This window comes from Rhodococcus sp. IEGM 1351, assembly GCF_030056875.1.
GTDB classification, from domain to species: domain Bacteria; phylum Actinomycetota; class Actinomycetes; order Mycobacteriales; family Mycobacteriaceae; genus Rhodococcus_F; species Rhodococcus_F opacus.
On record NZ_JASHKU010000011.1, the window covers coordinates 155,637 to 180,587 of the forward strand.

At 68.1% G+C, this 24,951-nt stretch carries 25 protein-coding genes; 9 read left to right on the forward strand and 16 right to left on the reverse strand.

All coding sequences use genetic code 11. From position 1 onward, the window contains the following. Positions 1-4: 4 nt before the first annotated feature. The 3 genes from QM806_RS20660 to QM806_RS20670 are packed head-to-tail and all read right to left on the reverse strand — an operon-like array spanning position 5 to position 2,215. Positions 5-409, reverse strand: a complete 405-nt coding sequence (locus QM806_RS20660; RefSeq protein WP_005251231.1) for a RidA family protein — start codon at positions 407-409, stop codon at positions 5-7. 46 nt (positions 410-455) lie between these two features. Next, positions 456-1,205 (reverse strand): IclR family transcriptional regulator, encoded by a 750-nt coding sequence (locus tag QM806_RS20665; RefSeq protein WP_005258913.1) that lies wholly within the window; start codon positions 1,203-1,205, stop codon positions 456-458. Further along, entirely contained in the window at positions 1,202-2,215 is a 1,014-nt protein-coding gene (locus QM806_RS20670) for a sugar kinase (protein WP_054247312.1), read from the reverse strand. Before QM806_RS20670 ends, QM806_RS20665 begins: the two co-directional genes overlap by 4 nt. 222 nt (positions 2,216-2,437) lie before the next feature. Here QM806_RS20670 and QM806_RS20675 point away from each other — a divergent pair, with 222 nt between their 5' ends. Genes QM806_RS20675 through QM806_RS20690 form a run of 4 tightly spaced genes read left to right on the forward strand, consistent with a single transcriptional unit; the run spans position 2,438 to position 7,461 of the window. Beyond that, entirely contained in the window at positions 2,438-3,760 is a 1,323-nt protein-coding gene (locus QM806_RS20675; protein WP_054247310.1) for an amino acid deaminase, read from the forward strand. A gap of 22 nt (positions 3,761-3,782) precedes the next feature. Beyond that, a complete protein-coding gene (locus tag QM806_RS20680; RefSeq protein ID WP_283292658.1) occupies positions 3,783-5,402 on the forward strand; it encodes an N-acyl-D-amino-acid deacylase family protein in 1,620 nt (539 codons plus the stop codon). Further along, positions 5,399-6,028, forward strand: a complete 630-nt coding sequence (locus tag QM806_RS20685) for a bifunctional 4-hydroxy-2-oxoglutarate aldolase/2-dehydro-3-deoxy-phosphogluconate aldolase (protein WP_283292660.1) — start codon at positions 5,399-5,401, stop codon at positions 6,026-6,028. The genes QM806_RS20680 and QM806_RS20685 overlap by 4 nt, the downstream gene beginning before the upstream one ends. A gap of 41 nt (positions 6,029-6,069) precedes the next feature. Next, the gene (locus tag QM806_RS20690; RefSeq protein WP_005258920.1) at positions 6,070-7,461 is read left to right on the forward strand and encodes a GntP family permease; all 1,392 of its coding nucleotides are present in this window, start codon (positions 6,070-6,072) and stop codon (positions 7,459-7,461) included. Here QM806_RS20690 and QM806_RS20695 read toward each other — a convergent pair. Beyond that, entirely contained in the window at positions 7,458-8,309 is an 852-nt protein-coding gene (locus tag QM806_RS20695) for a spermidine synthase (RefSeq protein ID WP_005258922.1), read from the reverse strand. The genes QM806_RS20690 and QM806_RS20695 overlap by 4 nt on opposite strands. Positions 8,310-8,429: 120 nt before the next feature. On the opposite strand from QM806_RS20695, the gene QM806_RS20700 reads away from it, so the two are divergent. Continuing rightward, positions 8,430-8,759, forward strand: a complete 330-nt coding sequence (locus tag QM806_RS20700; RefSeq protein WP_005251221.1) for a hypothetical protein — start codon at positions 8,430-8,432, stop codon at positions 8,757-8,759. 39 nt (positions 8,760-8,798) lie between these two features. Here the strand turns inward: QM806_RS20700 and QM806_RS20705 are convergent, their stop codons facing one another. After that, positions 8,799-9,878 carry a PQQ-dependent sugar dehydrogenase gene (locus QM806_RS20705; protein WP_054247308.1) on the reverse strand — a complete coding sequence of 360 codons (1,080 nt, stop codon included), beginning with the start codon at positions 9,876-9,878 and terminating at the stop codon, positions 8,799-8,801. A 92-nt stretch (positions 9,879-9,970) separates the two neighbouring features. Here QM806_RS20705 and QM806_RS20710 point away from each other — a divergent pair, with 92 nt between their 5' ends. Continuing rightward, complete coding sequence (locus tag QM806_RS20710; protein ID WP_283292663.1) at positions 9,971-10,786, forward strand: arylamine N-acetyltransferase family protein; 816 nt, start codon at positions 9,971-9,973, stop codon at positions 10,784-10,786. 54 nt (positions 10,787-10,840) lie between these two features. Further along, positions 10,841-11,620, forward strand: coding sequence for an IclR family transcriptional regulator domain-containing protein (locus tag QM806_RS20715; RefSeq protein ID WP_005568382.1), 780 nt, complete (start codon positions 10,841-10,843; stop codon positions 11,618-11,620). Positions 11,621-11,723: 103 nt separating this feature from the next. Here the strand turns inward: QM806_RS20715 and shiA are convergent, their stop codons facing one another. Further along, positions 11,724-13,082 (reverse strand): shikimate transporter, encoded by a 1,359-nt coding sequence (gene shiA, locus QM806_RS20720; protein ID WP_054247306.1) that lies wholly within the window; start codon positions 13,080-13,082, stop codon positions 11,724-11,726. Between the two features lie 257 nt (positions 13,083-13,339). Between shiA and QM806_RS20725 the strand changes: the two genes are divergently transcribed. After that, complete coding sequence (locus tag QM806_RS20725; RefSeq protein WP_283292665.1) at positions 13,340-14,755, forward strand: amino acid permease; 1,416 nt, start codon at positions 13,340-13,342, stop codon at positions 14,753-14,755. Between the two features lie 51 nt (positions 14,756-14,806). Here QM806_RS20725 and QM806_RS20730 read toward each other — a convergent pair whose 3' ends face one another. The 9 genes from QM806_RS20730 to QM806_RS20770 form a co-directional block, all read right to left on the reverse strand. Then, the gene (locus tag QM806_RS20730; RefSeq protein WP_054247304.1) at positions 14,807-16,342 is read right to left on the reverse strand and encodes a phospholipase C; all 1,536 of its coding nucleotides are present in this window, start codon (positions 16,340-16,342) and stop codon (positions 14,807-14,809) included. Positions 16,343-16,398: 56 nt separating this feature from the next. Next, positions 16,399-17,265 carry a TauD/TfdA dioxygenase family protein gene (locus QM806_RS20735; RefSeq protein ID WP_283292667.1) on the reverse strand — a complete coding sequence of 289 codons (867 nt, stop codon included), beginning with the start codon at positions 17,263-17,265 and terminating at the stop codon, positions 16,399-16,401. Between the two features lie 270 nt (positions 17,266-17,535). After that, positions 17,536-18,297: an SDR family NAD(P)-dependent oxidoreductase gene (locus tag QM806_RS20740; RefSeq protein ID WP_283292669.1), complete on the reverse strand. Its 762-nt coding sequence runs from the start codon at positions 18,295-18,297 to the stop codon at positions 17,536-17,538. Then, positions 18,297-18,779, reverse strand: a complete 483-nt coding sequence (locus tag QM806_RS20745) for a nuclear transport factor 2 family protein (protein ID WP_120660407.1) — start codon at positions 18,777-18,779, stop codon at positions 18,297-18,299. The genes QM806_RS20740 and QM806_RS20745 overlap by 1 nt, the downstream gene beginning before the upstream one ends. Positions 18,780-18,881: 102 nt before the next feature. Further along, entirely contained in the window at positions 18,882-19,712 is an 831-nt protein-coding gene (locus QM806_RS20750) for a mycofactocin-coupled SDR family oxidoreductase (RefSeq protein ID WP_037204455.1), read from the reverse strand. Positions 19,713-19,714: 2 nt separating this feature from the next. Further along, complete coding sequence (locus QM806_RS20755) at positions 19,715-20,515, reverse strand: mycofactocin-coupled SDR family oxidoreductase (RefSeq protein ID WP_210461368.1); 801 nt, start codon at positions 20,513-20,515, stop codon at positions 19,715-19,717. Between the two features lie 12 nt (positions 20,516-20,527). Further along, entirely contained in the window at positions 20,528-20,782 is a 255-nt protein-coding gene (locus QM806_RS20760) for a hypothetical protein (RefSeq protein ID WP_005251194.1), read from the reverse strand. Further along, positions 20,783-22,522 (reverse strand): FAD-binding protein, encoded by a 1,740-nt coding sequence (locus tag QM806_RS20765; RefSeq protein WP_283292672.1) that lies wholly within the window; start codon positions 22,520-22,522, stop codon positions 20,783-20,785. A gap of 92 nt (positions 22,523-22,614) precedes the next feature. After that, positions 22,615-23,130 carry a flavin reductase family protein gene (locus tag QM806_RS20770; RefSeq protein WP_005258963.1) on the reverse strand — a complete coding sequence of 172 codons (516 nt, stop codon included), beginning with the start codon at positions 23,128-23,130 and terminating at the stop codon, positions 22,615-22,617. 130 nt (positions 23,131-23,260) lie between these two features. Between QM806_RS20770 and QM806_RS20775 the strand changes: the two genes are divergently transcribed. Then, the gene (locus QM806_RS20775; protein WP_005258965.1) at positions 23,261-23,998 is read left to right on the forward strand and encodes a PadR family transcriptional regulator; all 738 of its coding nucleotides are present in this window, start codon (positions 23,261-23,263) and stop codon (positions 23,996-23,998) included. Here the strand turns inward: QM806_RS20775 and lipP1 are convergent. Then, entirely contained in the window at positions 23,995-24,948 is a 954-nt protein-coding gene (gene lipP1 / locus QM806_RS20780; protein WP_283292675.1) for a LipP1 family hormone-sensitive lipase, read from the reverse strand. The two genes, QM806_RS20775 and lipP1, sit on opposite strands and share 4 nt — an antisense overlap. Positions 24,949-24,951: the final 3 nt, after the last annotated feature.

Consider the following 24,951-nt stretch of genomic DNA (forward strand, 5'->3'; position numbering starts at 1 on the left):
CGACCTAGCCGGTCACTGCCAGCGCGTCGATCTCGACGAGCATGACCTCGTGCGGGAGGTCGACGAAAACCGTGGTCCGGCACGGCAGCTGTCCGCTCGGCACGTTCTCCGCGATGAATTCTCCGTACACGTCGTTCATCGCGGCGAAGTCGTCGCGGGTGGTGAGGTAGACGCGGAACATCAGCACGTCCTCCACGCTCGCGCCGCCGGCTTCGAGGATCGCCTTGACGTTCTCGAGCGTGCGACGGGTCTGCTCGCGCACGTCGCCCTCCGCGATGTACTTGTTGGTGACGGGGTCCATCGGACCCTGCCCCGACACCTGGAGCATGTTGCCCTTCTTGATGCCCTGGCTGAACGTGTGCGCGGGGGCGGGGGCGCCTTCGGTGCGGATGACGGTGGTGTCGGACATATCGATTCTCCTGTGTGTCGTTACTTTTCGGGTGGACGGGGGACGGTCAGGGCTGGGCGCGGTATCCGCAGTCGCGGGAGATCCGCGCCCCCACTGCCTGAAGGGGTTCGAGCAGGTCGAGGACGCGTTCGTAGCTGAGCACGACGTCGGGCACCGAGACGGAGACGGCGGCGACGACGCGGCCGGACGCGCCGCGGATGGGCACCCCGATGCAATTGACGGACGGCTCGTTCTCCTCCTGATCGTGCGCCCAGCCCTGCTCCCGGACCAGACGGATCTCGTCGAGGTAGCGTTCGGGCGTCGTGATCGTGTTGGCGGTGCGGGCGGAGAAGTCCATCGAGTCGACGATCGGCCGCAGTTCCGAATCCGGCAGGTCGGCGAGAATCACCTTCGCGACGGCGGTGGAATTGAGGTTGGCGCGCAGTCCGATTCGCGAGTACATCCTGATCTGATCGTGCGATTCGAGTTTGTCGATGTACACCACGTCACCTCCTTCCATCGCCGCGAGGTGCGTGGTGCGCCCGTATTCGCGGTTGAACGCGACGAGGTGCGGCGACGCGATGCGCCGCACTTCCCGTTGATCGGTGGCCTGCGCGGCGAGCTCGAAGATGCGGGAACCGAGGTGATACTGGTTGCTGTTGTCGCGGAACGTGAACCGCTCGTCGGACAGCGTTCGCAGCAACCGGAGCACGGTGGTCTTGTGGACCCCGGTGGATTCGGCCAGCTGGTCGAGATTGGCGGGACCGTTGCCGAGTTGCACCAGCAGGTGCAGGGCGCGGGAGACACTCTGACTCATCCGTTCACTCCACTTCCTCGGGGGGAGAAACCGTCGGCGGTGACGCTCGTTGCCGCCCAGTCCGATTCGGAGCACCGGAGCAGCTCGTCCAGCAGTTCGGCGGGCGGCGGGGGTGCCGAGTCCGCTGCCACCGTCAGAGTGGCGGCGGCACCGATGTGCCCGCGGCGCAGGCACCGCGCCTGATCCTCGCCGCGCACCACCCCGCTGAGATATCCGGCGGCGAAGGCATCGCCCGCTCCGACGGGTTCGACGACGTCGACGCGCAGCGCGGGAACCGCCACACTGCGGCCACGTCGGTCGACGGCCAGCGCCCGGTGCGCTCCGTCCTTGACGACGACGGTGGCCGGGGCGGGCAGGATGAGCCGCAACTCGTGCGGATCCGCGGTGCCGAGAACGCGCAAGGCCTCGTCCGCGCCGACGAGAACCAGATCGGCGAGATTCGCCAGTTCCACGACCATCCGCGGGTCGCCGTCCGGCCACAGTTGTTCACGCCAGTTGACGTCGAAGCTGACCACACCGGAGATTCCCGACCGGTCGCGGAGCAGTCGCCGCATCAGCGCGAGGCACGAATCGGACAGGGCCGGTGTGATTCCGCTGCAGTGGACCACGGCGGCGCGGCCGAACAGATCCGCGACGGCCGGCGTGTCGAGGAATCCGGGATCCATGGCCGACGCCGCCGAACCGGCCCGGGAATACAGGCTGTCGGTTCGCGGCTCGCCGTGCTCGTCGAGGGCGGTGGATTTCGAGTAGTGCCCGGTGGGCCTGTCGGGATCGACCTCGATCGCGCGGACGTCGACACCCCGCGCCTGCAGTTCGGTGCGGATGAGGGTGCCGAACTCGTCGTCGCCGAGCCGTCCGACCCAGGCGGCGGGTATGCCCAGCGCGGCGAGTCCGGCGGCGACGTTCGCCTCGGCGCCGGCCAGGTGGAGTGTCGAGTCCGGGGCCACCAGGACCATCGCCTCACCGAGGCACGCGACACCGGACTCGGGGGTGGGGGTCGATTCCTGCACTTGTTACCTCTACGACTGCTCGGACCGGCACTGGGGTTGCGTTTCGAGAGCCCTCGCCCCGGCGATGCATGCCACACCGGACCGTTGACGATGACCCAGGCCAATGCTAGACATAGGTGACTCAAAAACGCAATCACCGTTGCATAGAGCGCAACGTAGCACTTCACGGCCCTCCCTCCGATTGCAGGCCTGCCCCCCAGAACCCGAACGACAGGATCGACGATGACGATCAGCGGACCGGACACACTCGATTCCGGCGCCTTGGCGGAGCTCGACGAGCTGCGCTTGTCCGACGTGGACAAAGCCCTCCCCTCCGCGGCGAACGGCCTCACCAAGACCGAGTTCCTCGGAACGCAGCCGAGGCTGTCCGCCTTCAGCACGCCCGTCATGGTCCTCGACGAGACGGCCATCGCCGGCAATCTCGACACGATGGCGGCCTGGTGCGAGGCGCACGGGGTCGACCTCGCGCCGCACGGGAAGACGACGATGTCTCCGGTGCTGTGGGACCGGCAGATCCGCAGCGGCGCGTGGGGCATCACGCTCGCGAACTTCGGTCAGCTCCGGGTGGCGGTACGCTTCGGCGCGCGCCGGGTGCAGATCGCGAACTCGCTCGTCGACCCGACCGCGCTGCGGTGGCTGGCCGAGCAGATGGACGCGAACCCGGAACTCGAAGTCCTGATGTGGGCCGACTCCCCGCAGACGGTCGACGCGATGACCGCGGCGCTCGCGCACGTCACGGTGGTCCGTCCGATGCCCGTACTCGTCGAACTCGGCGGAGAGGGAGGACGCACCGGCGCGCGAACCGTGGCCGAGGCAGTGGAGGTGGCCGAACGTATCGGTGAAAGCCCCGCACTGCGGTTGGCCGGTGTCTCCGGTTACGAGGGCGCCCTCGCACACGACGCGTCCGAGGAGTCCCTCACCCGGGTCCGCACGTATCTCCGGTCGATGGCCGAACTGCATCGCCGACTGGAGGCCGAGGGCCGCTACCCCGAGGGTCAGGACGTGTACGTGACCGCGGGCGGCAGCGCCTACTTCGACGTGGTCGCCGAGGTGCTCGCCGAACTTGCCGGTGGCAGAACCAAAGTGGTGGTCCGCGCCGGCGCATACATCATCCACGACGACGGCTTCTACACCGGGATCTCACCGTTCGGCCGCAGCGAAGACAGGCAGGCACGTCGACTCACGTCGGCGATGCACACGTGGGCCCGGGTGGTGTCCCGCCCCGAGCCGGGCCTCGCCCTGCTCGACGCCGGCAAGCGCGACGTCCCGTTCGACGAAGGACTCCCCACCGCGCAGACCGTCGCCGGCCAACTCGGGGCGACGCCGCGGCCCCTCGTCGGCACCGAAGTGACCGCCGTCAACGACCAGCACGCGTTCCTCCGGCTCGATCCCGCACGGCCCGAACACGATCTGCGTGTCGGGGACGTCGTCCGGCTCGGTCTCTCGCACCCGTGCACCGCGTTCGACAAGTGGCGCTGGATTCCCGTCGTCGGCGACGACTCCGACGATCCGGTCGTCGTCGACCTGATCCGCACCTTCTTCTGATCCCCGGCCGAGGACTCACATCATGACCACACTGATCCGCTCCGCCACCGTCGTCGACGGTTCGGAGGCGCCGACGTACCGCGCCGACGTGCTCGTCGACGGAGACCGGATCGCCGAAATCTGGCCCGAGGCAGTTCACTCCGAGACCGGACGCCCTCGCGCGGATCGAGTGATCGACGCCGACGGCCTGGTGCTCGCGCCCGGTTTCATCGACATGCACGCCCACTCGGATCTGCAGATCCTGCTGAACCCCGAGCACCCGTCGCGGATCACCCAGGGCGTCACCACCGAGGTACTCGGGCAGGACGGGCTGTCCTACGCACCCGTCACCGACGACGTGCTCGCGGTGGTCCGGCGCAAGATCGCGGGGTGGAACACCGATCCCTCGGATTTCGACTTCTCCTGGCGGAGCGTCGGCGAATACCTCGACCGACTCGACCGCGGTATCGCCACCAACGTCGCGTATCTCGTCCCGCACGGAGTGGTCCGGGCCCTGGTGGTCGGCTGGGACGACCGGCCGGCGACACCGTCGGAGATCGAGGAGATGCAGCGGATCGTCGCGCAGTCCATGGCGGAGGGTGCCGTCGGGTTGTCCGCGGGACTGACCTACACGCCGGGGATGTACGCGGACAACGAGGAGCTGCTGGCACTGTGCCGGACCGTCGCCGAGTACGGCGGCTACTTCTCCCCGCACCACCGGTCCTACGGCGCCGGCGCCATGGAGGCCTACGCCGAGATGGTCGACCTGACGTCGCGGGCGGGGTGCGCACTGCATCTGGCTCACGCCACGCTGAACTTCGGACCCAACAAGGGCCGCGCCCCGGAACTGCTGGCCCTGCTCGACACGGCCGAATCCGCCGGCGCGGACATCAGCCTCGACACCTACCCCTACCTTCCCGGCGCCACCACGCTGTCGGCGATCCTGCCCAGCTGGGCGTCGGCGGGCAGCATGGAACAGACGCTCGATCGGCTCCGGGATCCGGTTGCCCTCGAACGCATCCGGGAGCATCTCGAGGTCACCGGCTCCGACGGCTGCCACGGGGTGATCGCCGAGTGGCACACGCTCGAGATCAGCGGCGTGCAGAACGCGGAACTCGACGACTACGTCGGGAAGACCGTCGCGGACATCGCCGTCGCCGAGAACCGCGACCCCTTCGACGTGTGCATCGACATCCTGATCCGCGACCAACTCGGCAGCGGCATCCTGCAACACGTCGGCCACGAGGAGAACGTGCGCGCAATCATGCAGCACCCCCGGCACACCGGCGGCAGCGACGGACTGCTGGTCGGCGCAAAACCGCACCCGCGCGGGTGGGGAACGTTCGCTCGCTACCTCGGGCACTACAGCCGCGACCTCGGCCTGATGTCCCTCGAGGAGTGTGTCGGTCACCTCAGCGGCCGAGCCGCGACGCGGTTGCGGCTCGTGGATCGCGGATTCGTCCGCCGCGGATACGCCGCTGACCTCGTGCTCTTCGATCCGGACACGGTCAGCGACACCGCGACCTACGCACAGCCGCGCCAGGCGGCGGCCGGTATTTCCCACGTATTCGTCCGCGGCCACCTCGCCCTCGAGGACGGCCGCCTCACCGGCGCGACCGCCGGAAGATCGTTGCGCCGCGAAGAAGGAGGAGCAGTTCGATGACCGAGATCGACATCTTGCGTGCCGACCGGGTACTGACGGTGGTGCGAGCGGAAACCATCCCCGACGCCGCAGACCTGTGCCACGCACTCGCCGAGGGCGGAATCCGGACGGTCGAGCTGACGTTCACCACGCCCGAGGTGCTCCATCATCTCGGTCGCGCCGCCGACGCCGCAGCCGCGGCAGGCAGCATCCTCGGCGTCGGAACCGTGATGACCGGCGATCAGGCCGCCGCCGCGATCGACGCCGGCGCCCGGTTCCTCGTGACCCCCGGCATCCGTCCCGACGTCGCGAAAGTCGCGACAGGGCGGTCGATTCCCGTGTTCCTCGGCGCGTTCACTCCCACCGAGGTGGCCATGGCCGTCGATCTCGGCTCGGCCGCGGTCAAGATCTTCCCCGCCAAGCGGCTCGGCCCCGACTACCTGTCGGACCTGCACGGCCCGTATCCCGGCGTGGAACTCCTGCCGTCGGGCGGGATCAACGATTCCAACGCCCGCCAGTTCCTCGACGCCGGCGCGCTGGCCGTGTGCGCGGGCACCAGCGTCGTCCCACCGTCCAGCGTCGCGGCAGGCAACTGGACCGACATCACCGACCGCGCACGATCGTTCGTCGCCGCGCTCTCGAACTAGTCCCACTCTCGCCCGACCCCACCACCTCCCCTGGAGACGCAATGACGTCGTTCGTCGACTGGCTGCAGCACGACACAGCCGGACTACTCACTCTCGCGGCGATATCCATCGCCGTGCTGTTGATCCTCATCATCAAGCTGAAGCTCGAGCCGTTCATCGCGCTGATCGTCGTCGGCGTCGGCGTCGCGCTCATCGCGGGAGTGTCGGTGGTCGAACTGGTCGGCACACCGACGTCGGCGGCCGACTCGATTCTGGAGAAGGGGTTCGGCGGCATCCTGGGGCACATCACGCCGATCATCGGCCTGGGCACCGTCCTCGGCGCGATGATGGAACGCTCCGGCGGTGCCGACGTCCTGACCGAACGGCTACTGAAGTTGTTCGGGCCCAAGGGCGCTCCGCTCGCGATGGGTGTCACCGGCCTCGTCCTCGGTATCCCGGTCTTCTTCGACATCGGCATCTTCATCCTCGCCCCGCTCGTGTACGTGGCGGCGAAGCGCGGCGGCAAGTCGCTGGTGATGTACGCGATGCCGATGCTCGCCGGCCTGTCCATGACCCACGCGTTCCTGCCCCCGCACCCGGGACCCGTCGCCGCGGCCGGTCTGCTGCACGTCGACATGGGCTGGATCATCATCATGGGCCTCGCTTGCGGTATCCCCGCCTGGTTCGTCAGTGGCGTCGTCTGGGGTAGCTGGATCGGCAAGCGCGTGATCATCGAGGTCCCGGACGAGTTCATCCCGGAGGAGAAGGAAGCCGACAAGAACCCGCCGCCACTATGGCTGATCTCGTTCATCATCCTCGTGCCGATGGTGCTGATCCTCGGTGCGACGGTCGGCAACGTGGTCCTCGAAGAAGGCTCGACACTACTGTCCGTCCTCATCTTCCTCGGCACACCCACGATCGCATTGACCATCGCCGTCCTGCTGGCGCTGTACCTGCTCGGGACCCGGCGCGGAATCACGGCGCAGGAGATCGGTGCGATGTCCGCGGCGGCGTTGAAACCGGTCGGCATGATCCTGCTGGTCGTCGGCGCCGGTGCGTTCTTCGGCGCGGTGCTGCGGGCCACCGGAGTCGGGCAGGCCCTGGCCGACTCGATGGACGCACTCGGCCTCCCGGTCATCCTGTCCGCGTACCTGATCAGCTGCGCCCTCCGCATCGCCCAGGGCTCGGCGACCGTCGCCATCGTTACCACCGCAGGCGTCATCGAACCGTCGATCGCAGCCGGAAATTATTCGTCCCCGCAGATCGCCCTGATCGTGATCGCCGTGTCGGCCGGATCCATCATCGCCAGCCACGTCAACGACGGCGGATTCTGGATCGTGTCACGGTATTTCAACATGTCGGTGAAAGACACTCTGAAGACGTGGACGGTGCTCGAAACCATCCTGTCCGTGGTGGGCTTCGCGATGGCCTCGCTGATCTGGGTGCTGGTCTAGCTCCCGGAGTCCGCGTCGCGCAGCACCCGCGCCGCACCGGCGAACGTCCGCACCTGCCGGTCGTCCCAGACATGGGCAGGCACACCACCACCCAGCAGTGTGCGGACGAGTGCGGGGTCGTCGCCGATCGGCACGTCGCTGCCCGCGATCACGATGTTGCCGTAGCGGCGGCCCTTGAGCATGGCGGGATCGGCGATGACCGTGGTGTGCGGAAACACGCTGCCGATGGTCGCCGCCTCCCGGCGCGCCAGGACGAGGTCGCGGGTGTCGCCGCAATTGACCGCGTAGATCCCGCCGGGCGCCAGCACCCGGCGCACGTGCCCGGTGAACTCCGTCGTCGTCAGCGGCGTCGGAGTCGTGTTGCCGGCGAACACGTCGCGCACGATCAGGTCGCGGCTGGACTCCGTCAGCGTCTCGGTGACCGCCCGCGCCTCACCCACCCGCAGTCGCAGCAGTGGTGCCCGCGGCAGGTCAAACCATTCGCGCACCAACTCGGCGAGCCTGCCGTCGAGTTCGACCACCACCTGCCGGGCGTCCGGATACCGGGCGGCGAGATGCCGCGCGAGTGAGCAGGCACCGCCACCGAGGTGCAGGGACCGCACCCGCTGGTCCGTTCCCCAGTGCGAAGCGACCAGTTCGGCGATCCACCGCATGTACTCGAAATCGAGGTGCGTGGGATCCGACAGGTCGATGTGGGAACTCTCGACCCCGTTCACCTTCAGCACCCAGCCGTGCGGGTTGAGGTGGTCTTCGGTGAGTTCGCACGTGCCCGTGTCGATCGGGTACACGCCTGCGACGGGACCCCCGTCGGTTGTCCGGGCAGCCCGACCGCCGCGCTGCCTGCCCATCGTCCGTCTTCCCTACTGCTCGCGCCGTCCGCTCGCGTCTGCTGCGAGAATCGTCCTCCCACGATACCGGGACGAGACACGGGTGACCTACCGTGGTGACGCGCACGAGAAGGGAAGACGATGGAACCTCAGGAAGTCGACTTCGCGCACACCGAAGGCGCTGCGAAGCGACGTCGCGAGAAGGCGATGGGACTCGCGCGGTATGTGTGGGATCGCGGAATCAGCGGTCAGGAACTCCTCGACCTCACCGACGGCACGCTGCGGAAACTCGCCCGGGCGGCCGGGTCGAACCCGCCGAGCACCATGGAGACGTGGCTGACCGTGGTCGAGTTGCTCGACCAGAAGTCGGCGTGGGCGGAGCGCCACCCCGACCATCCCGCCGCCACCCCGGCGCACCGGGACGAGAAGATCATGTGGGTGAAGCCGCCGATCGTCCCCTGGACCGACTGACCCGTGAGTACTTATTAACCGCCCGCGGTTGATAAGTACTCACGGGCGCAGCATGAGGATGCGGTCGTCGCCCTCCGCCGGATCGCCGCGCCCGTCACGGTTGCTGGTGCTGAACCAGACTGCTCCGTCCGGTGTCGCGACGACGGTGCGCAGTCGGCCGTACTCACCTTCGAACAGCGACTGCGGTTCGCCGAGCGAGCCGTCACCGCCCACGGGAATCCGCCACAGTCGTTCGCCGCGCAGCGCCGCGACCCACAGCGCGCCGTCCTGGAACGCGAGCCCGGACGGGGACGCCTCGCCGGTGGACCATTGGACCACCGGATCGACGAAGCCCGCCTCGCCCGACCGCCCCTCGACCTCCGGCCATCCGTAGTTGCCGCCGGGTTCGATGAGGTTCACCTCGTCCCAGGTGTTCGCCCCGAATTCGGTGGCCCACAACCGGTCGGCGTCGTCCCACGCGAGGCCCTGCACGTTGCGGTGCCCGAACGACCAGACCGGTGAACCGGGGGTGGGGTTGTCGGCCGGGATCGACCCGTCGGGGTTGATCCGCAGAATCTTGCCGCCGAGTGAGGACGGGTCCTGGGCGCGTGGCCGGTCACCGGCTTCACCGGTGGCGACGTACAGTTTGCCGTCCGGCCCGAATGCGATCCGGCCGCCGTCGTGGATCGATCCGGCGGGGATGCCCGTCAGGATCGGGGCCGGCTCCCCGAGGCTGCGGCCGTCGAACCGCAGGGCGACCACCCGATTGTCGTCGTCGGTGGTCAGGTACGCGTAAATCATCTGATCCGTTGCGTAGGCCGGTGAGACGGCCAGGCCCAGCAGTCCCGATTCGCCCCGCGCCGCCACACCGGGCACTTCGCCGATCACGGTCGTGTCGCCGTTCGCCTGCAGGTGCTGGATCGCGCCGCTGTCCCGTTCCGCGATCAGTGCCGTCCCGTCCGGCAGGAGCGCGATCCCCCACGGCACGTCGAGGTCGGCGGCGATCACCGTGGGCTCGGCTTCGGCCGGCGCGGCGACCGCGGTGGTCGTCGACGGCTGCGCCGGACTCCCCTCGGACTGGCATGCCGCGCACGTGACGACCACCAGCAACGCTGCAACCGAGAAACGTCGCCGTCCCATGGGTGTCCTCCCGTCACGCGACCCCGCACCCTGTCCATCCTCCCCCAGTGACGGCCCCTGATCGGTCATTCGCCGCGCTTACACTGTGCTCCATGGCCACTGCGGGCGATCTGAACCTCGAGCGGTACTTCGACCGGATCGGGTACGACGGCGACCGATCCGCGACGACGGCGACGCTGAACCAGCTTGCCGCACATCACGCCCGGTCGATCCCGTTCGAGAACCTCGACCCGTTCCTCGGCACACCGAACCGGCTCGACCTGCCGTCACTGCACCAGAAATTGGTCGAATCCCGAAGGGGCGGTTACTGCTTCGAGCAGAATCTCCTGCTGCGGGCCGTCCTGCTCGAGCTCGGGTTCGACGTGACGCCACTCGCCGCCCGTGTTCTGTGGGGATCTCCGATCGATGCGGTCACTCCGCGCTCGCACATGCTGTTGCTCGTCGACGTCGCCGGCGAGCGAAGGCTCATCGACGTCGGGTTCGGCGGCATGACCCTCACCACCACGTTGCGCTTCGAACTGGACACCGTGCAGGACACTCCGCTGGAACCGTTCCGGCTGGTCGACGTCGCGGGCGACTACGCGATGCAGGCACTCGTCGGTGACGAGTGGCGGACCATCTACCGGTTCGACCTCACCGGGCAGTTCCCCGTCGACTACGAGGCCCCCAACTGGTACCTGTCGACCTGGCCCGGATCGCATTTCGTGACCGGACTCATGGCGGCGCGGGCCACGGAAGACCGCCGCTACGCCCTGGCCGGTACGCGGCTGACGGTGCACCACCTCGGCGGGACGTCCGAGCGGCGCGAACTGGCGACCGTCGACGAACTGCGCGACACTCTCGAAACCGATTTCCTCATCGACACGAGCGGACTCGCCACACTGGACGCGGCGTTCAGCCGGCTCTGACACACCTAGTCGCCCGGTAGCATGACGGCGTGTGCGAAACAGGTGGCTGCTGAGGTGGCCGAGCAGCCGGCGTCGGGGGAACGGTATTTCCTCGAGTCCCTGGACCGTGGCCTGACCGTTCTCGAATGCTTCGACGAACAGCACCGTGAACGCACACTGAGTGAGGTGGCGCAGGCTGTCGGGATCACCCGGTCCACTGCGCGCCGTATTCTGCTCACCCTGGTGGACAAGGGTTTCCTGCGTCTCGACGGACGCAACTTCTCGCTCACACCCCGGGTGCTGCGGTTCGGCTTCTCGTACCTCGCCGCGCTGCGACTGCCGCAGGTCGCCGACCCGCACATCGAGGCTCTCGCGAAGGAACTGGGCGAGACCATCTCCGTCACCATTCTCGACGGTCCCGACGTGGTGTACGTGGCGCGGGTCCGCTCGCCCCGGATCATTCGCATCTCCATCACGGTGGGCATGCGGTTCCCCGCGTACGCGACGTCCACGGGACGGGTTCTGCTGGCCGGACTTTCGGCCGGCGCGCTCGACGACTACCTGAAGACCACCGAATTCCAGGCCTTCACACCCCACACGATCTCCGACGTCGAACACCTGCGCGCAGACGTCCGGAAGGTCGCCGCCGACGGCTGGTCGATGTCGGAGAACGAGCTCGAGATCGGCATCCGCGGCGCGGCCGTTCCCATCCGGGATCGGACGGGCGCCGTGGTCGCCGCCCTCAACTCCTCGCTGCAGGGCACGCAGTACACGCGGGACGACGTCGCGGCGTCGGTGGTGCCGAAACTCGTCGCGACCGCGGAGCGGATCGGTTCCGACCTGTCCCTCGGCTGACCGCCTAGGGCGACGGCGACTCCGGCACCACCGGCCCCGACCTGCACGACGCGGTCGAGGCTCGCACCCGGCAACTCCCGGAGCACCGACCGCGCCGCCATGTTCAGTGCGAGTTCTCGAGCTCGGCTCGAGTGGCGGCGTCCGACGCGTCGGCACTCGCATCGGGCTGCAGTCGCCACGCGATCAGGGCGCTGACGATGCAGCCGCCGGCGAGGTACACGGCCACGAGGTGCCAGGACCCGCCGCTGGCGGTGACCAGGGCTGCCGCGATGAACGGGGTGAAGCCGCCGCCGATCGCGCTGGCCACCTGGTAGCCGACGCCCGCGCCGCTGTACCGGTACTCGGCCCCGAACATCTCGGTGAACAGGGGCTGCTGCACGCTGACGACCATGTCGTGCGAGATGTTGACGAGGAGCACGGCGAGGATGACGGTGCCGATCATCGACCCGTTCTCGAGGAAGATGAAGAACGGGAACGCGCACACCGCGCCGATCAGCGCGCCGAGGACGTAGACGCGCCGCCGGCCGTGCTTGTCGGACAGCCACGCGAACAGCGGGATGGTGCCGATACCCACTGCACCGACGAGCAGACCGACGTTGAGCATGAAGTTGCGCTCCATCCCCAGTTCCTGGGTGGAGTAGCTCAACGCGAACGTGGTCACGATGTACATGGAGAACAGTTCGGCGAAACGCAGGCCGATGATCTGGAGGAATGCCTTCGGGTGGTTGCGCAGTGCTTCGACGAGGGGAATCCGCTTCTTGTCCTGCGCGGTCTGCTCCTCCTCGACCTTCTCGACCTTCTCGACGAACTCGGGGCTCTCCTGCACTCCGGCGCGGATCCACAGGCCGATTCCGACCAGGACGATGCTGGCGACGAACGGAACACGCCAACCCCACTGGCTGAACGCGTCGTCGGTGGTCAGGTTGCTCATGAGCATGACGAATCCGGTGGCGAGGATGAGCCCGACCGAGTAGCCGACCTGCACTCCGCTGCTGTAGAACGCCTTTTTCTTCGGCGGGGCGCTCTCGACGGCCATCAACGCTGCCCCACCCCACTCGCCGCCGACGGCGAAGCCCTGGATGGCGCGCAGCGTGACGAGCAGGACCGGAGCCCACCAGCCGATCGACCCGAACGACGGCAACAGTCCGATCAGGGCGGTGCTCGTTCCCATGATCAGCACGGTGAGGATCAGCATCCGTTTGCGTCCGATGCGGTCGCCGTAGTGGCCGAACACCACACCGCCGAGCGGCCGGAACAGGAATCCGACGCCGAACGTCGCGAACGCGGCGAGCGTTCCGATCGCCGGGCTGACATTCGGGAAGAACTCCGAGTTGAAGACCAGTGCGGCGACCAACCCGTAGAGCAGGAAGTCGTACCAGTCGATGACTGCGCCGACGAAACTGCTCAGCGCTGCTCTTCGCGCCTGCTTCTCGGCTGCCGGGGTGAAGGCGTGATCGCTCATTCCGATGTCCCGTCTAGGTTGGTGCCGGACAGATCCTGTTCGCATACCGAACTCGTGTCCGCTGGTTGAATAATGTGACGGTAGCCATAGCGTTTCCGCGTTGTCAAGAAGGCGCAGATTCGTGGTACTGCCGTTTCGTCCATCTCAGCCGCACCAATTTCACCGAATCGGCGATTCCGGAGCCCCCACGCCTCGTACACACTTTTCCGAATCAGCGACGCACATCACACCCGGAGTAGCGCCGAAGGGATTTCTCCATGTCAGGAACCACCGATCCGCAGCTTCAGCACACACTGAAGAAGCGGCACCTCTCGATGATCGCTATCGCGGGGGTGATCGGCGCAGGCCTCTTCGTGGGCTCCGGGGTCGCGATCCGCGAGACGGGCCCCGGCGTACTCGTGGCCTACGCACTCGCGGGCATCGTCGTCATCCTGGTGATGCGCATGCTCGGCGAAATGTCGACCGCCAACCCCGAGACGGGATCGTTCTCGGCGTACGCCGACCGCGCGATCGGCCGATGGGCCGGCTTCAGCATCGGCTGGCTCTACGCGTGGTTCTGGATCATCGTCCTCGGCATCGAGGCGACGGCAGGCGCCGTCATCATGAACCGCTGGATCCCCGACGTCCCGCAGTGGAGTTGGGCACTGATCCTGATGGTGTTGCTCACGCTGACGAACATCGCGTCCGTGAAGTCGTTCGGCGAGTTCGAGTTCTGGTTCGCGTCGATCAAGGTCGCGGCCATCGTCATCTTCCTGGTGCTCGGCGTCCTCGCGATCTGCGGAGCCCTGCCCGGAGTCGAAGCCCCCGGCCTCAGCAACCTCACCGGTCACGGCGGGTTCTTCCCCAACGGGGCAGGTGCCGTGTTCGCGGCGGTCCTCGTCGTCGTGTTCTCCTTCTTCGGCGCCGAGATCGCCACCATCGCCGCCGGTGAATCCGCCAACCCCGTGGCGGCAGTGCGCAACGCGGTGCGTTCCGTCGTGTGGCGCATCCTCATCTTCTACATCGGCTCCATCGCCGTCGTCGTGACGCTGCTCCCCTGGGACGATGCCTCCGTCGCGCTGAGCCCGTACGTCGCCGTCATGGACTCCTTCGGCATCCCGGCAGCCGGCAACATCATGGACGTCGTCGTGCTCACATCGGTGCTGTCCTGCCTGAACTCCGGCCTGTACACGGCGAGCCGCATGATCTTCTCGCTCTCCCGCCGCGGCGACGCCCCGGCCTCGTTGTCGAAGATCGGATCGTCGGGAGTTCCCCGCCAGGCCGTGCTCGTCTCGACGGTCGTGGGATTCCTGACCGTGGGCCTCAACTACCTGTACCCGGACACCGTGTTCCTGTTCCTCGTCAACTCCTCGGGCGCGATCGCCCTGTTCGTGTGGCTGGCGATTTCGGTGGCGCAGCTACGCATGCGGCGCAGCCTCGAGGCGGAGGGCAAGGACCTGTCGCTGAAGATGTGGCTGTTCCCGTACCTGACGTGGTGCACGATCGCCGCCATCATCGCGCTCTGCGTCGGCATGCTCGTGTTGCCGGAGACCAGGAGCCAGATGTACGTCTCGATGGGACTCGCCGTGGTCGTGGTCGGAATCGGGATCTACCGCCAGCGCACGCGCGGGACCACCGACGAGACGCCGGATCCCTCGACCTCCGGCGAAGAGGTCGACGCCCTCCGCCCCTGAGCTCGGATCGGCCGCCGCCGTTCGCTCATCGAGCAGGAGTCAGAGAGTCCGCTACATGATCAGCCCGCTGGGGCGACGCCGCAGCGGCGACTGTTCCTGCACGGGCATCGAATTCGGCGGGACGGGGTAGGGCGTACCGGCGTTGAGCGTCCCCGCGGCCACGTTCGGCCCGCACTGCGCGATCGCCGCCTGCAGGCGTGGCCCGGGGTCCGTCATCACGGGAATGCCGGCGTTCGGCGCCGACGAGAAGTCGAACGCGGACGTCATGTCGCCGACGGCGCCGCGGCGCCAGTCGGTGAGATTGGGGACGGGCACGCCGAATCGCTTCTCCAGCAACCGGAGCTGCGACGTGTGGTCGAACGTGTCGGAGGCGACGAGGCCGCCACGACTGTACGGCGAGACGATCAGCGACGGCACCCGGAAACCGAGGCCGATCGGTCCCGGGTTGTTCTCGCTCTCCGACACGGTGTTCAGCGGAACCGTCAGATACTCGCCCGGGGTGCCCGGCGGCGGCGTGGGCGGGGTGACGTGGTCGAAGAAACCGCCGTTCTCGTCGTAACTGATGATCAGCGCGGTCTTCTCCCAGATCGCCGGGTTCGACGTGAGAATGTCGAGTACCTCGACGATCCCGACCGCGCCCGCGGCCGGGGGCAGCGCCGGATGCTCGCACGTGAAGATGTTGGGCACGATCCAGGACACCGCGGGCAGCGTGCCGTTCGCGACGTCGGCCCGGAAGTCGTTCGGATACGTCGGATCGAGACCGCGGCGAGCGAGTTCCGAATTCGGGTCGCTGTACTGCGTGAAGCAGCCGAGCATCCCGTCGAGTGCGACACTCGACACAGGACCGAGATCCTTGTTGGCGTACACCTTCCAGCTGACGCCGGCCTCCTGCAGGTTCTCCGGATAGGTGCGCCAGGAGTAGACGAACCTGGGGATCACCGTCGGCGTCTCGACCAGCGGCCCACCGGCCAGCCCGTCCGGGTCGATCGTTCCGGTCATCCAGTACAGCCGGTTCGGGTCCGTCGGTCCCAGCACCGAGCAGAAGTAGTGGTCGCAGATCGTGAAGGCGTCGGCGAGGTCGTAGTGCACCGGGATGTCGGCTCGCGTGTAGTAGCCCATCGTCGCGGGACCGTTGAGCGGCCCCTCGTGCGCGATGTGCACCGGCATCCACCGGTCCATCGCGCCACCGTTCCACGCGTCGTGCTGCGGACCCCACGAATGGGTGGGGTCGTTGATGCATTCGCCGTCGAGGTGTGTGCCCTGCGTGGTGTCGAGCCGGAACGGGTTGAGAAACCCGGTCGGGGTGGGCCCGGCACCCGGAGTCCAGCCGTACTGCTGCCACGCCGGTGACGGGTCGTCGAACCCGCGCACCCCCGACAGGGTGCCGTAATAGTGGTCGAACGAGCGGTTCTCCTGCATGAGGTAGACGAAGTGCTCGATGTCGTTCAGCGACCCGCTGCCGCCCGGGTCCTGCGCGTAGGCGCGGTCGATGACCGGGCCCGCCCACGAGCTGAGGAAGGCGGCACCGCCGGCCGCCGCGGCGGAGGCGAGGAACTTGCGTCGTGAGATGTCCGATGCCGGGGTCACGGATCGTGACGGTAGTCGCTGCGGACGCCGCGCGCCCGGCGAATGCGCAGGTTGCTCTATTGCGGGCCGAACGGCACGTCACCTTCCAGCGTGATGCGGTGCATGACGCGGTGCTGGGTTCCGTAGTCGCGGTTGGCGTAGTGCGCGGTGCTGCGGTTGTCCCACAGCACGAGGTCGCCGAGGCGCCAGCGGTGCCGCACGATGTGCTCGGGTTTGGTCAGGTGGGCGTAGAGGAAGTCGAGGATTCCCCGGCTCTCCGCCTCGGACACTCCGGCGATGTGGGACGTGAAGCCCGGGTTCACGAAGATGCCCTTGCGTCCCGTCTCCGGGTGCACCCGCACGACGGGATGCTCGACGGGCACGAGCGCGGTGACTTCCTCACCGTCCCAGACGTTTCCCTTGCCGCCCCGCTTCTGCGCGAGGTAGTACCCGAACTCGCGGTTGCCGTCGTGCACCGCGGTCAGCTGATCGATCATCTGCCGGATCGGCAGCGACAGCGACTCGTACGCGAGTTGACTGTCGGCCCAGTTGGTGTCGCCGCCGTGCGGTGGGAGGACGACGGGGCGGAGAATCGACCCCAGCGGCGGTCGCTTCATGAACGTCACGTCGGTGTGCCACACGTCGGCGAAACCGTTGTCCTGGCTGTCGAGTGCGTACACCTCCTGCGCGACGTCGCCGCTGTCGTGGACGGGGTGCCCCGCGGTCAGCCGGCCGAGCCGGCGACCGAACTCGATGTGACTCGTGTCGTCGAGTGACTGACCCCGCAGGACCAGCACCTTGTGCTCGGTCAACGCCGAACGGATCGCGGCGACCTCGTCGTCGGTGGCGTACGCGACGTCCAGGCCGATGATCTCGGCCCCGAAGTGGGGGCCGAACTTGTCGAGCGTCAGCGACGCAGTTCTGGTTTCGAATGCAGTGCTCATGGTGTCTTTCCGCGAAGGTGATGGTGCCTGGGTACGGGCGCACCGGCCCGGACCTGCGAACGCGGAGAATGCGTGAGGAATGACCGGATGCCGGAGGCTACCGAGGAGTGGACAGCACGCGGTACGCGCGCCGGACCATCAGCAACAACAGATGTTGGCGCACGTACGGCACAGGTCGACGGTGAGGCGTCGCACCAGGTGAGTCGTATGCACGACGCAATTCCTACCGGATGGGAGGGAAATGAGCAAGCTCGGGGCAATCGGCGGCGATCAGCTCCAGCGCGCCTGACCACCGTCGAGCGGGATGGTGGCACCCGACAGGTAGCCGGCGTCCGGGCCCACGAGGAAGACGACGGCACGTCCGATGTCCTGCTCGCAGTCACCGATCCGGCCGAGCGGGATCGACTTCACGAACTCGGCGGCCTCCTCGGGGTTGTTCTCCGTCCACCATTTCAGGCCCGGTGACAGTGCGTGCGGCGCAATCGCGTTGACGCGGATTCCGTCGGGACCCCATTCGCTGGCCGCGGTCCGGGTGAGCGAGCGCATCGCTTCCTTGGTGGCCGCGTAGAGGCCGTAACCGCTGGTGTCCCACCGCACCGCCGAGGAGCTGACGAGGTTGATGATCGAGCCGCCGCCGCGCGCCTTCAGGTGCGGGTAGCACAGCTGCATGAGGAACAGGGTGGCCACCGGACCGACGGCCATGGCACGGTCCAATAGTTTCGGAGTGATGTCCAGGAGCGGTCCGAGCGCGCTCGCGTTGGCGTTGTTGACGAGGATGTCGATGCCACCGAATGCGTCCACGACTCGGTCGACCATCGGGCCCAGCTGATCGCGTTTGCTGACGTCGCAGACGATCGGCTCGGCGACGCGGCCGAAGTCGGCGATGGCGGCGCACGTGTCGACGAGTTTCGACTCTGTTCGCCCGACCACCGCGATCCGGGCGCCTTCCTTGGCCAGCGCGAACGCCATGCCGGCGCCCACGCCCTGACCGGCGCCGGTGATCAGTGCGACCTTGCCGTCCAGTGTCCCCATCACGAGTCTCCTTTGCCGGGTTCCGTGTCGGCTGCCCACCGGTTGGACGTCAGCCGGAAGCTGGGAATGTCGGCCAGCGACATCACCGCCTCGTATGTGCGCTCGTATCCGGTGTGGGCGATCCGCCATCGGCCGTCCGGTCCGCGGACGTAGCGGTCGGAGTAGAACGCCGCCCCGCGCAGCACCATGTCGTGCTCCGGGATCAGCACGATGTCGGAGAGGTACCAGCGTCCGGTCGCCGTGTCGCCGTCGACGTCGATCTCCGGGTGACCGCAGTGGTGTTCGGTGATGGTCTGCGGCCCCAGATTCGACTTCATGAATTCGACGAGCGCGTCCCGCGACTCGAACGCGAGATGCTCGCCGTAGTTCGCCGTTGCGTCGGGAAGGAGCGTGTCGGCGAACTCGTCCCAGCATTTCGTGTCCAGGGACCGCAGATACGCGTACTTGAGCCTGCTGATCGCGGCGACGGCCTCGAGATCCACGGAATCACCCTTCGTCCGCCCCCAAAACTGACACCTGTTCTACCACGGATCGTCAGGTGTGGGGGCGGACTCGGGGATTCCGGCCGGTGCTGCCCGCGGCGGTCATCGGCTGACGCTGCCCGCGTCGACCGGCAGGGCGACGGACGTGATGTACCGCGCCTCGTCCGAGGCCAGGAACAGCGCGGCATTGGCCACGTCGACCGGCTCGATCCACGGAATCGACAGCATATTCATCGTCACGGCCGCCGCCGCGAACTCTTCGCGGGTGGGGTGCTCGAGGTCGGGCCGGAACGCCCGCCGCACCATGTCGTTCTGGATCATGTCCGTGTCCACGTTCGTGGGATGCACGCTGTTGACCCGCACCCGGTGCGGCGCGAGCTCCTTGGCCAGCGACCGCATCAGGCCCACCACCCCGTGCTTGGCCGCGGTGTAGTGGGCGACGCCGACGAGCCCGCGCAGCCCGGCGATGGAACTCGTCAGGATCATCGCCCCGCCGCCCCGCTCGATCAGGTGCGGCGCCGCCGCCTTGCACGTCTGCCACACCCCCGTCAGATTGACGTCGAGCATCGTCTGCCATGTCTCGGCGTCGAGGTCCAGCGCGGCACCCGAGGACGTGATGCCTGCCGTGGCGCACACGAAGTCCAGCCCGCCCAGTTCGCCGGCCGCCGCGGTGACCGCCTCGGCGAGCACCGTGCCGTCGCGCACGTCCACCTGCGCGGTCACGATCCGGCGGCCGGTGTCCCGGACCAGTTTCGCGGTCTCCTCGAGATCCTCCGGGCTCGCCGGTGGCGTCACCACCGTGCCGACCGGGCCACACAGGTCGACGGCCACGACGTCCGCGCCCTCCTGTGCGAACCGCAACGCCTGCGCCCGGCCGATCCCGCGTGCGGCACCGGTGACCAGGACGACTCTTCCGTCCACTCGACCTGTCATCTCTACACCTTCTGGGTCAGTCCGGCGTCGACCACGAGTTGTGTGCCGGTGATGTATCGCGATTCGTCCGAGGCCAGGAACAGCAGCGCATTGCTGACATCCCGCGAGTCCAGCCACGGAACGGGCAGCATGTGGTTCGCCGCGAGGACGGGGACGACGTCGTCCCGGGTCGGATTCTCGAGGTCCGGCCGCAACCGCGCCATCGTCTCCGGGTTCAGGGTCATGCGGGTGCCGACGGCACCGGGGTGCAGCACATTCACCCGGATGAACTGCGATCCGAGTTCGTTGGCGAGGGTCCGGGCCAACCCGACCACGGCGGTCTTGGACGCCGAATAGTGGGCGGCCCCGGCCACCGCCTTGATGCCGGCGGTCGAACTGACGATCACGACGGAACCGCCGCCGTCCCGCATCGCCGGGACCGCGGCCTTCGCCGTGTTCCAGACGCCGGTGAGGTTGACGTCGAGCGATCCGTGCCAGACCGCGTCGTCGATCGACCACGCCGGGCCGGGGTTGTCGCAGACACCCGCGTTCGCGACGACGACGTCGAGGGGCCCCAACTCCGCGACTCCGGCGTCGACGGCCGCCCGCAACGCCGACGCGTCACGCACATCGGCGTGGGCGACGACCGCGCGCCGGCCGAGTTCGCCGACCAGCCTTCCAGTTTCGGCGAGATCCGCTTCGGCCGACGGCAGATCGACGACGACGACGTCGGCGCCCTCCTCCGCGAGCCGGACCGCGTGACTGCGTCCCATGCCGTTCCCGGCACCGGTGATGAAGGCGACCTTGCCCGCCATCCGTGACATCGGTTGTCCTCTCTAGTCCAGGCGGCCGGGAGTCGGGTAGCTGCGCAGGGAAAGCCCCACCCGCCCGTCCTCCACCGCGTCGTCGATCGATCCGCGCAGCGCGCCGCAGGTGGGGACGAACATCGAGTGCTCCCCCTCCTGCGCACGCAGTGCGAACTCCGGGCAGGTCTGCTCGGCGTCGCCCAGCCACTGCACACTCGTGTGCGCCTCGCTGTATTTCTCCACGAGCACCGCGTTACCGCAGCGCCGGCATTCGACCGGAAGCACTCAGCTCACCGCCCAGGTGACATTGCGGGGCCCCGCCCCGGTGACATTGCGGGGCCCCGCCCCGGTGACATTGCGGGGCCCCGCCCCGGCTGCATGCCGAGCGCCCACCCAGCCGAACACCATCGCGGGACCGATCGTCGCGCCCGCACCGGCATAGTCGTTGCCCATCACGGACGCCGACGTGTTGCCGGTGGCGTAGAGCCCGGGGATCGGTTCGCCGCTGCTGCGGCACACCTGGCTGTGCTCGTTGCACACGAGCCCGCCCTTGGTGCCGAGGTCGCCGGCTTCCATCCGCACCGCGTAATACGGAGCCCGGTCCACCTCGTCCATGGTCGGGTTGGGCAGTCGCGGGTCGCCGTAGTACCGGTCGTAGGCGCTGTCGCCGCGGCCGAAGTCGGCGTCGACCCCCGCACGGGCGAAACCGTTGAACCGGGCGATCTCCGCGGACAGCGACTCCGCGGGAACGCCGACCTTCTGCGCGAGCTCGCCGACGGATGCGGCGCGTTGCATCAGCCCCGTCTCGAACCATTCCGCGGGGAACTTCTGCCCGGGCATCACCCCACCGAACTGGTAGCGGCTCTTGGCCTTCGAGTCGAACACGAACCACACCGGGTCGTGACCACCGGCGATCTGGTCGTGGACGAACGACACGTACGGGGACGCCTCGTTGGTGAACCTCTTGCCGTTCTGGTCGACGATCAGCGACGGCGGAATCGACCGCTCCGACACCAGGACGTGCATGATGCCGTCCGGCCGCCGGAACGACGGCATCCACCACGCGTCGTCCATCAGATCGACGGCCGCGCCGACCTGCTCGCCGGCGACGATTCCGTCTCCGGTGTTGTCGGGTGAGCCGGCGCTGTAGTTGTCCTTGCCGCCTTCCCGGAGGAACCGCTTGCGCATCTCCTCGCTCTGCTCGAACCCGCCGGTGGCCATCATGACGCCGCGGCGGGCGCGCACGCGCAGTTCCCGTCCCCCGGACTCGACCACCGCGCCCGTGACGGCTCCGGATTCGTCGGTGACCAGACCCTTCAGCGGGGAATTCAGCCACAGCGGAACCTCGGCCTCCTGGAGCGTGAGCCGCAGACGCCCGACGAGGGCCTGCCCCAGAGTCTCCATCCGCCTGCGCCGCAGCAACGCCACGACCGAACGCCAGCCGACACCCAGCGCGGTCCTGCGTCCGGCCCAGGTGCGGAAGACCATGTTGAGGTGACGGAACTCGGTGGACGTCATGTACAGCCCACCCGGCATCGCGAGGGAGTTCGGCCGCTGCAGGTCGCCGTCGGCGCCGAGCTGGTTCATGTCGAACGGCAGCGGTTCGACCGTCCGCCCTTTCGGCCGTCCGCCCACGTTCTCGGGGTGGTAGTCGGAATAGTCCTCGCACCAGGAGAACCGGAGATGCGGGCAGTTCTGTTCGAAGAACCGCATCATGGCCGGCCCCTGCTCGATGTACGCGTCGAGGCGCTCGGCCGGCACGCTGTTGCCGACGATCGACTCCAGGTACTTCCGGACGTCGTCGGGGTCGTCGGCGCGGCCTTCACGGACGAGGATCGGCGAGTTGGGAATCCACAGGGCGCCACCCGACAGTGCCGTCGAACCGCCGTACACCCCGGACTTTTCGACGACGAGGGTGTCGAGCCCTCGCTCGGCCCCGGCGAGGGCGGCGGTCATGCCACCGGCACCGCTGCCGATCACCAGGAGATCTACCTCCCGGTCCCAGTTCTGCTCGTCTACGCTCATCGTGCACACCTTCCGAAGTGGTCTCGATCACACTCTGCCGGTGTCAATTGCTGTTTCCCACAGCCCTTCCCGCGGAGCGGGAGACAGCGCGGCTAGGTGGCCGCGGTGAAGATGCCGAGCCCGCCGCGGTACACCAGGAGCGGCGGCGCATCCCTGAGCACGTCCAGACCGGTGACGCGCGCGACGACGATGGTGTGGTCACCGGCGTCGTGCTCGAATTCGACGGTGGCCTGCACCTGGGCCAGCACACCGTCCAGCGCCGGGGCACCGTTGCGGGCGTGCGACCACCCGACGTCGGCGAACTTGTCGGCGCCGCTGGTCGCGAACGTCCCGCACACGTCGCGCTGGTCGTGAGCGAGAACGTTGACGCAGACGTGTTCGCTCGCCCGCAGCCGCGGCCAGCTGGTCGACGTCCGTGCGGGGCTGAACGACACGTACGGCGGGTCCAGCGACAGCGACACGAAGGACTGGCATGTGAAGCCGTGTGGGCTCTCGCCGTCGTGTGCGGTGATCACCGTGACTCCGGTGCAGAAGTGCCCGAGCACCGACTTGAGCTCGGCGGGGTCGATGCGTCGTGCCACCGGCACGGGTTCTTCGGTTCGGGTCATCGTGTCTCCTCGGATCGACGGGTTGCGTTCAGCCTGGCCGCGGCGCCTTCCGGCGGGGAATGCCTCGTCCCGCCCAGCGGCAGGGTTTCGCGCTGTCCGGCCGGCGGCGCACGGTTGATAGGCTCGGGAAATGCCATCGTCCGACCCCACACAGAGTTCCGGGTTCGCCGGCCTTCGATCCACGAGCTGGCCGGTACTCGGCATCCTGTCGTTCGGCGAGGAGCTGTCCGGCTACGACCTGAAGAAGTGGGCGTCGTACAGTGTGCGGTTCTTCTACTGGAGCCCGTCCTTCAGCCAGGTGTACTCGGAGCTGAAGAAGCTCGAGGACCTGGGATATGTGACGTCGCGGACCGTCGTGGACGACGAGGCACGGGTGAAACCCAAGCGCCTGTACAAGATCACGGACGCGGGCATGGCCGTCATGCGCAGCTGGGCGCGGGAGGCGCCGATCGATCCACCCGTCCTCAAACACGGTGTGATGCTGCGCATGTGGCTCGGTCACCTCACCGAGCCGGAGCAGCTCAAAGATGCCCTGAAGGAGCACATCTCGTACGTGGAGGGGATGAGCAGGCAGGCCGCGCTCGACGCCCGCGATTCCGACGTCGAACCCACGTGGGCGTTCGCGCACATGGTCAACAAGTGGTCCGAGCGCTACTACGCGGCCGAGAGCGAGCTCGCGAAGCAGATGCTCGCCGACATCGACGAAGCCGTCGAGCGGATGCACGGCGCAGGGACGCCGGAGCATCCCGGTGTGCCGAAACCGACCGCATCACATTCGATCCGGCGCTCCCGCGCGGCGCAGCAGGAGTACCAGGCCGCGATGAAGGCGGCACGGGACGCGGACGACGAGGCGGAGCACGAAGACTAGTCGGACGGAGTCCGCACCGGTTCGGCCACCAGATTCCGGAGCCGAGGCCACAGCTCCCGCCGCGCGGTCTGCGCCGCGGCCAGCGCGTCGATCGTCAAGAATCCGTGGAACATTCCCTCCACCCGCCGGCACTGCACGGGAACACCGGCGTCGGCGAGCGCCGCGGCGTACTTCTCCCCCTCGGATCGGAGGGGATCGCGTTCGGCGGTGATCACGATCGCGGGTGGGAGCCCGCCGAGATTCTCCGCCCGGACCGGGGCGGCATAGGCGGGTACGGTCTCGCGGTGCGTCGGCAGGTACTGATCCCAATACCATTGCATCGCAGAGCGGGTGAGGAAGTGATCCTCCGCGAATTCCTCGTAGGAGTCGGTGTCGAAGACCGGTTCGATGACGGGGTACATCAATAGCTGTCCGGCGACCGCGGGGGCCTCCCGGTCCCGGGCCATCAGCGCCGCGACGGCCGCGAGGTTGCCCCCGCTGCTGTCGCCGGCGACGAGGAGCCGGTCCGGATCTCCGCCCAACGCGCGGGCGTTCTGCGCGACCCAGCACGTCGCGGCGTAGGCGTCGTCCGCTGCGGCGGGCCACTGCGATTCCGGGGCGAGTCGGTAGTCGACGGAGACGACGACGGCTCCGATCCCGTTGCACATCGCGCGGCAGAAGCCGTCGTGGCTGTCGAGGTCGCAGATCACGAACCCGCCGCCGTGGAAGAAGACGACGACGGGCAGGGACTCCGCGGGGTCCCCCGCGGGCGAATAGATGCGTGCCGCGATCGGTCCGGCCCCGCCGGGGATCTCCCGGTCGCGCACACTGCCGACCGGCTCGGGGTCGGCGACGGCCTTGCGTCCCGCCTTCGTCGCCGCCCGCGCCTGCGCGCCCGTCATGGTCTCCACCCGGGGAAAGTTCTCGTTCAGTCCCCGGAGGATGGTCTCGGCCTGCTCGTCGAACGGCATTCG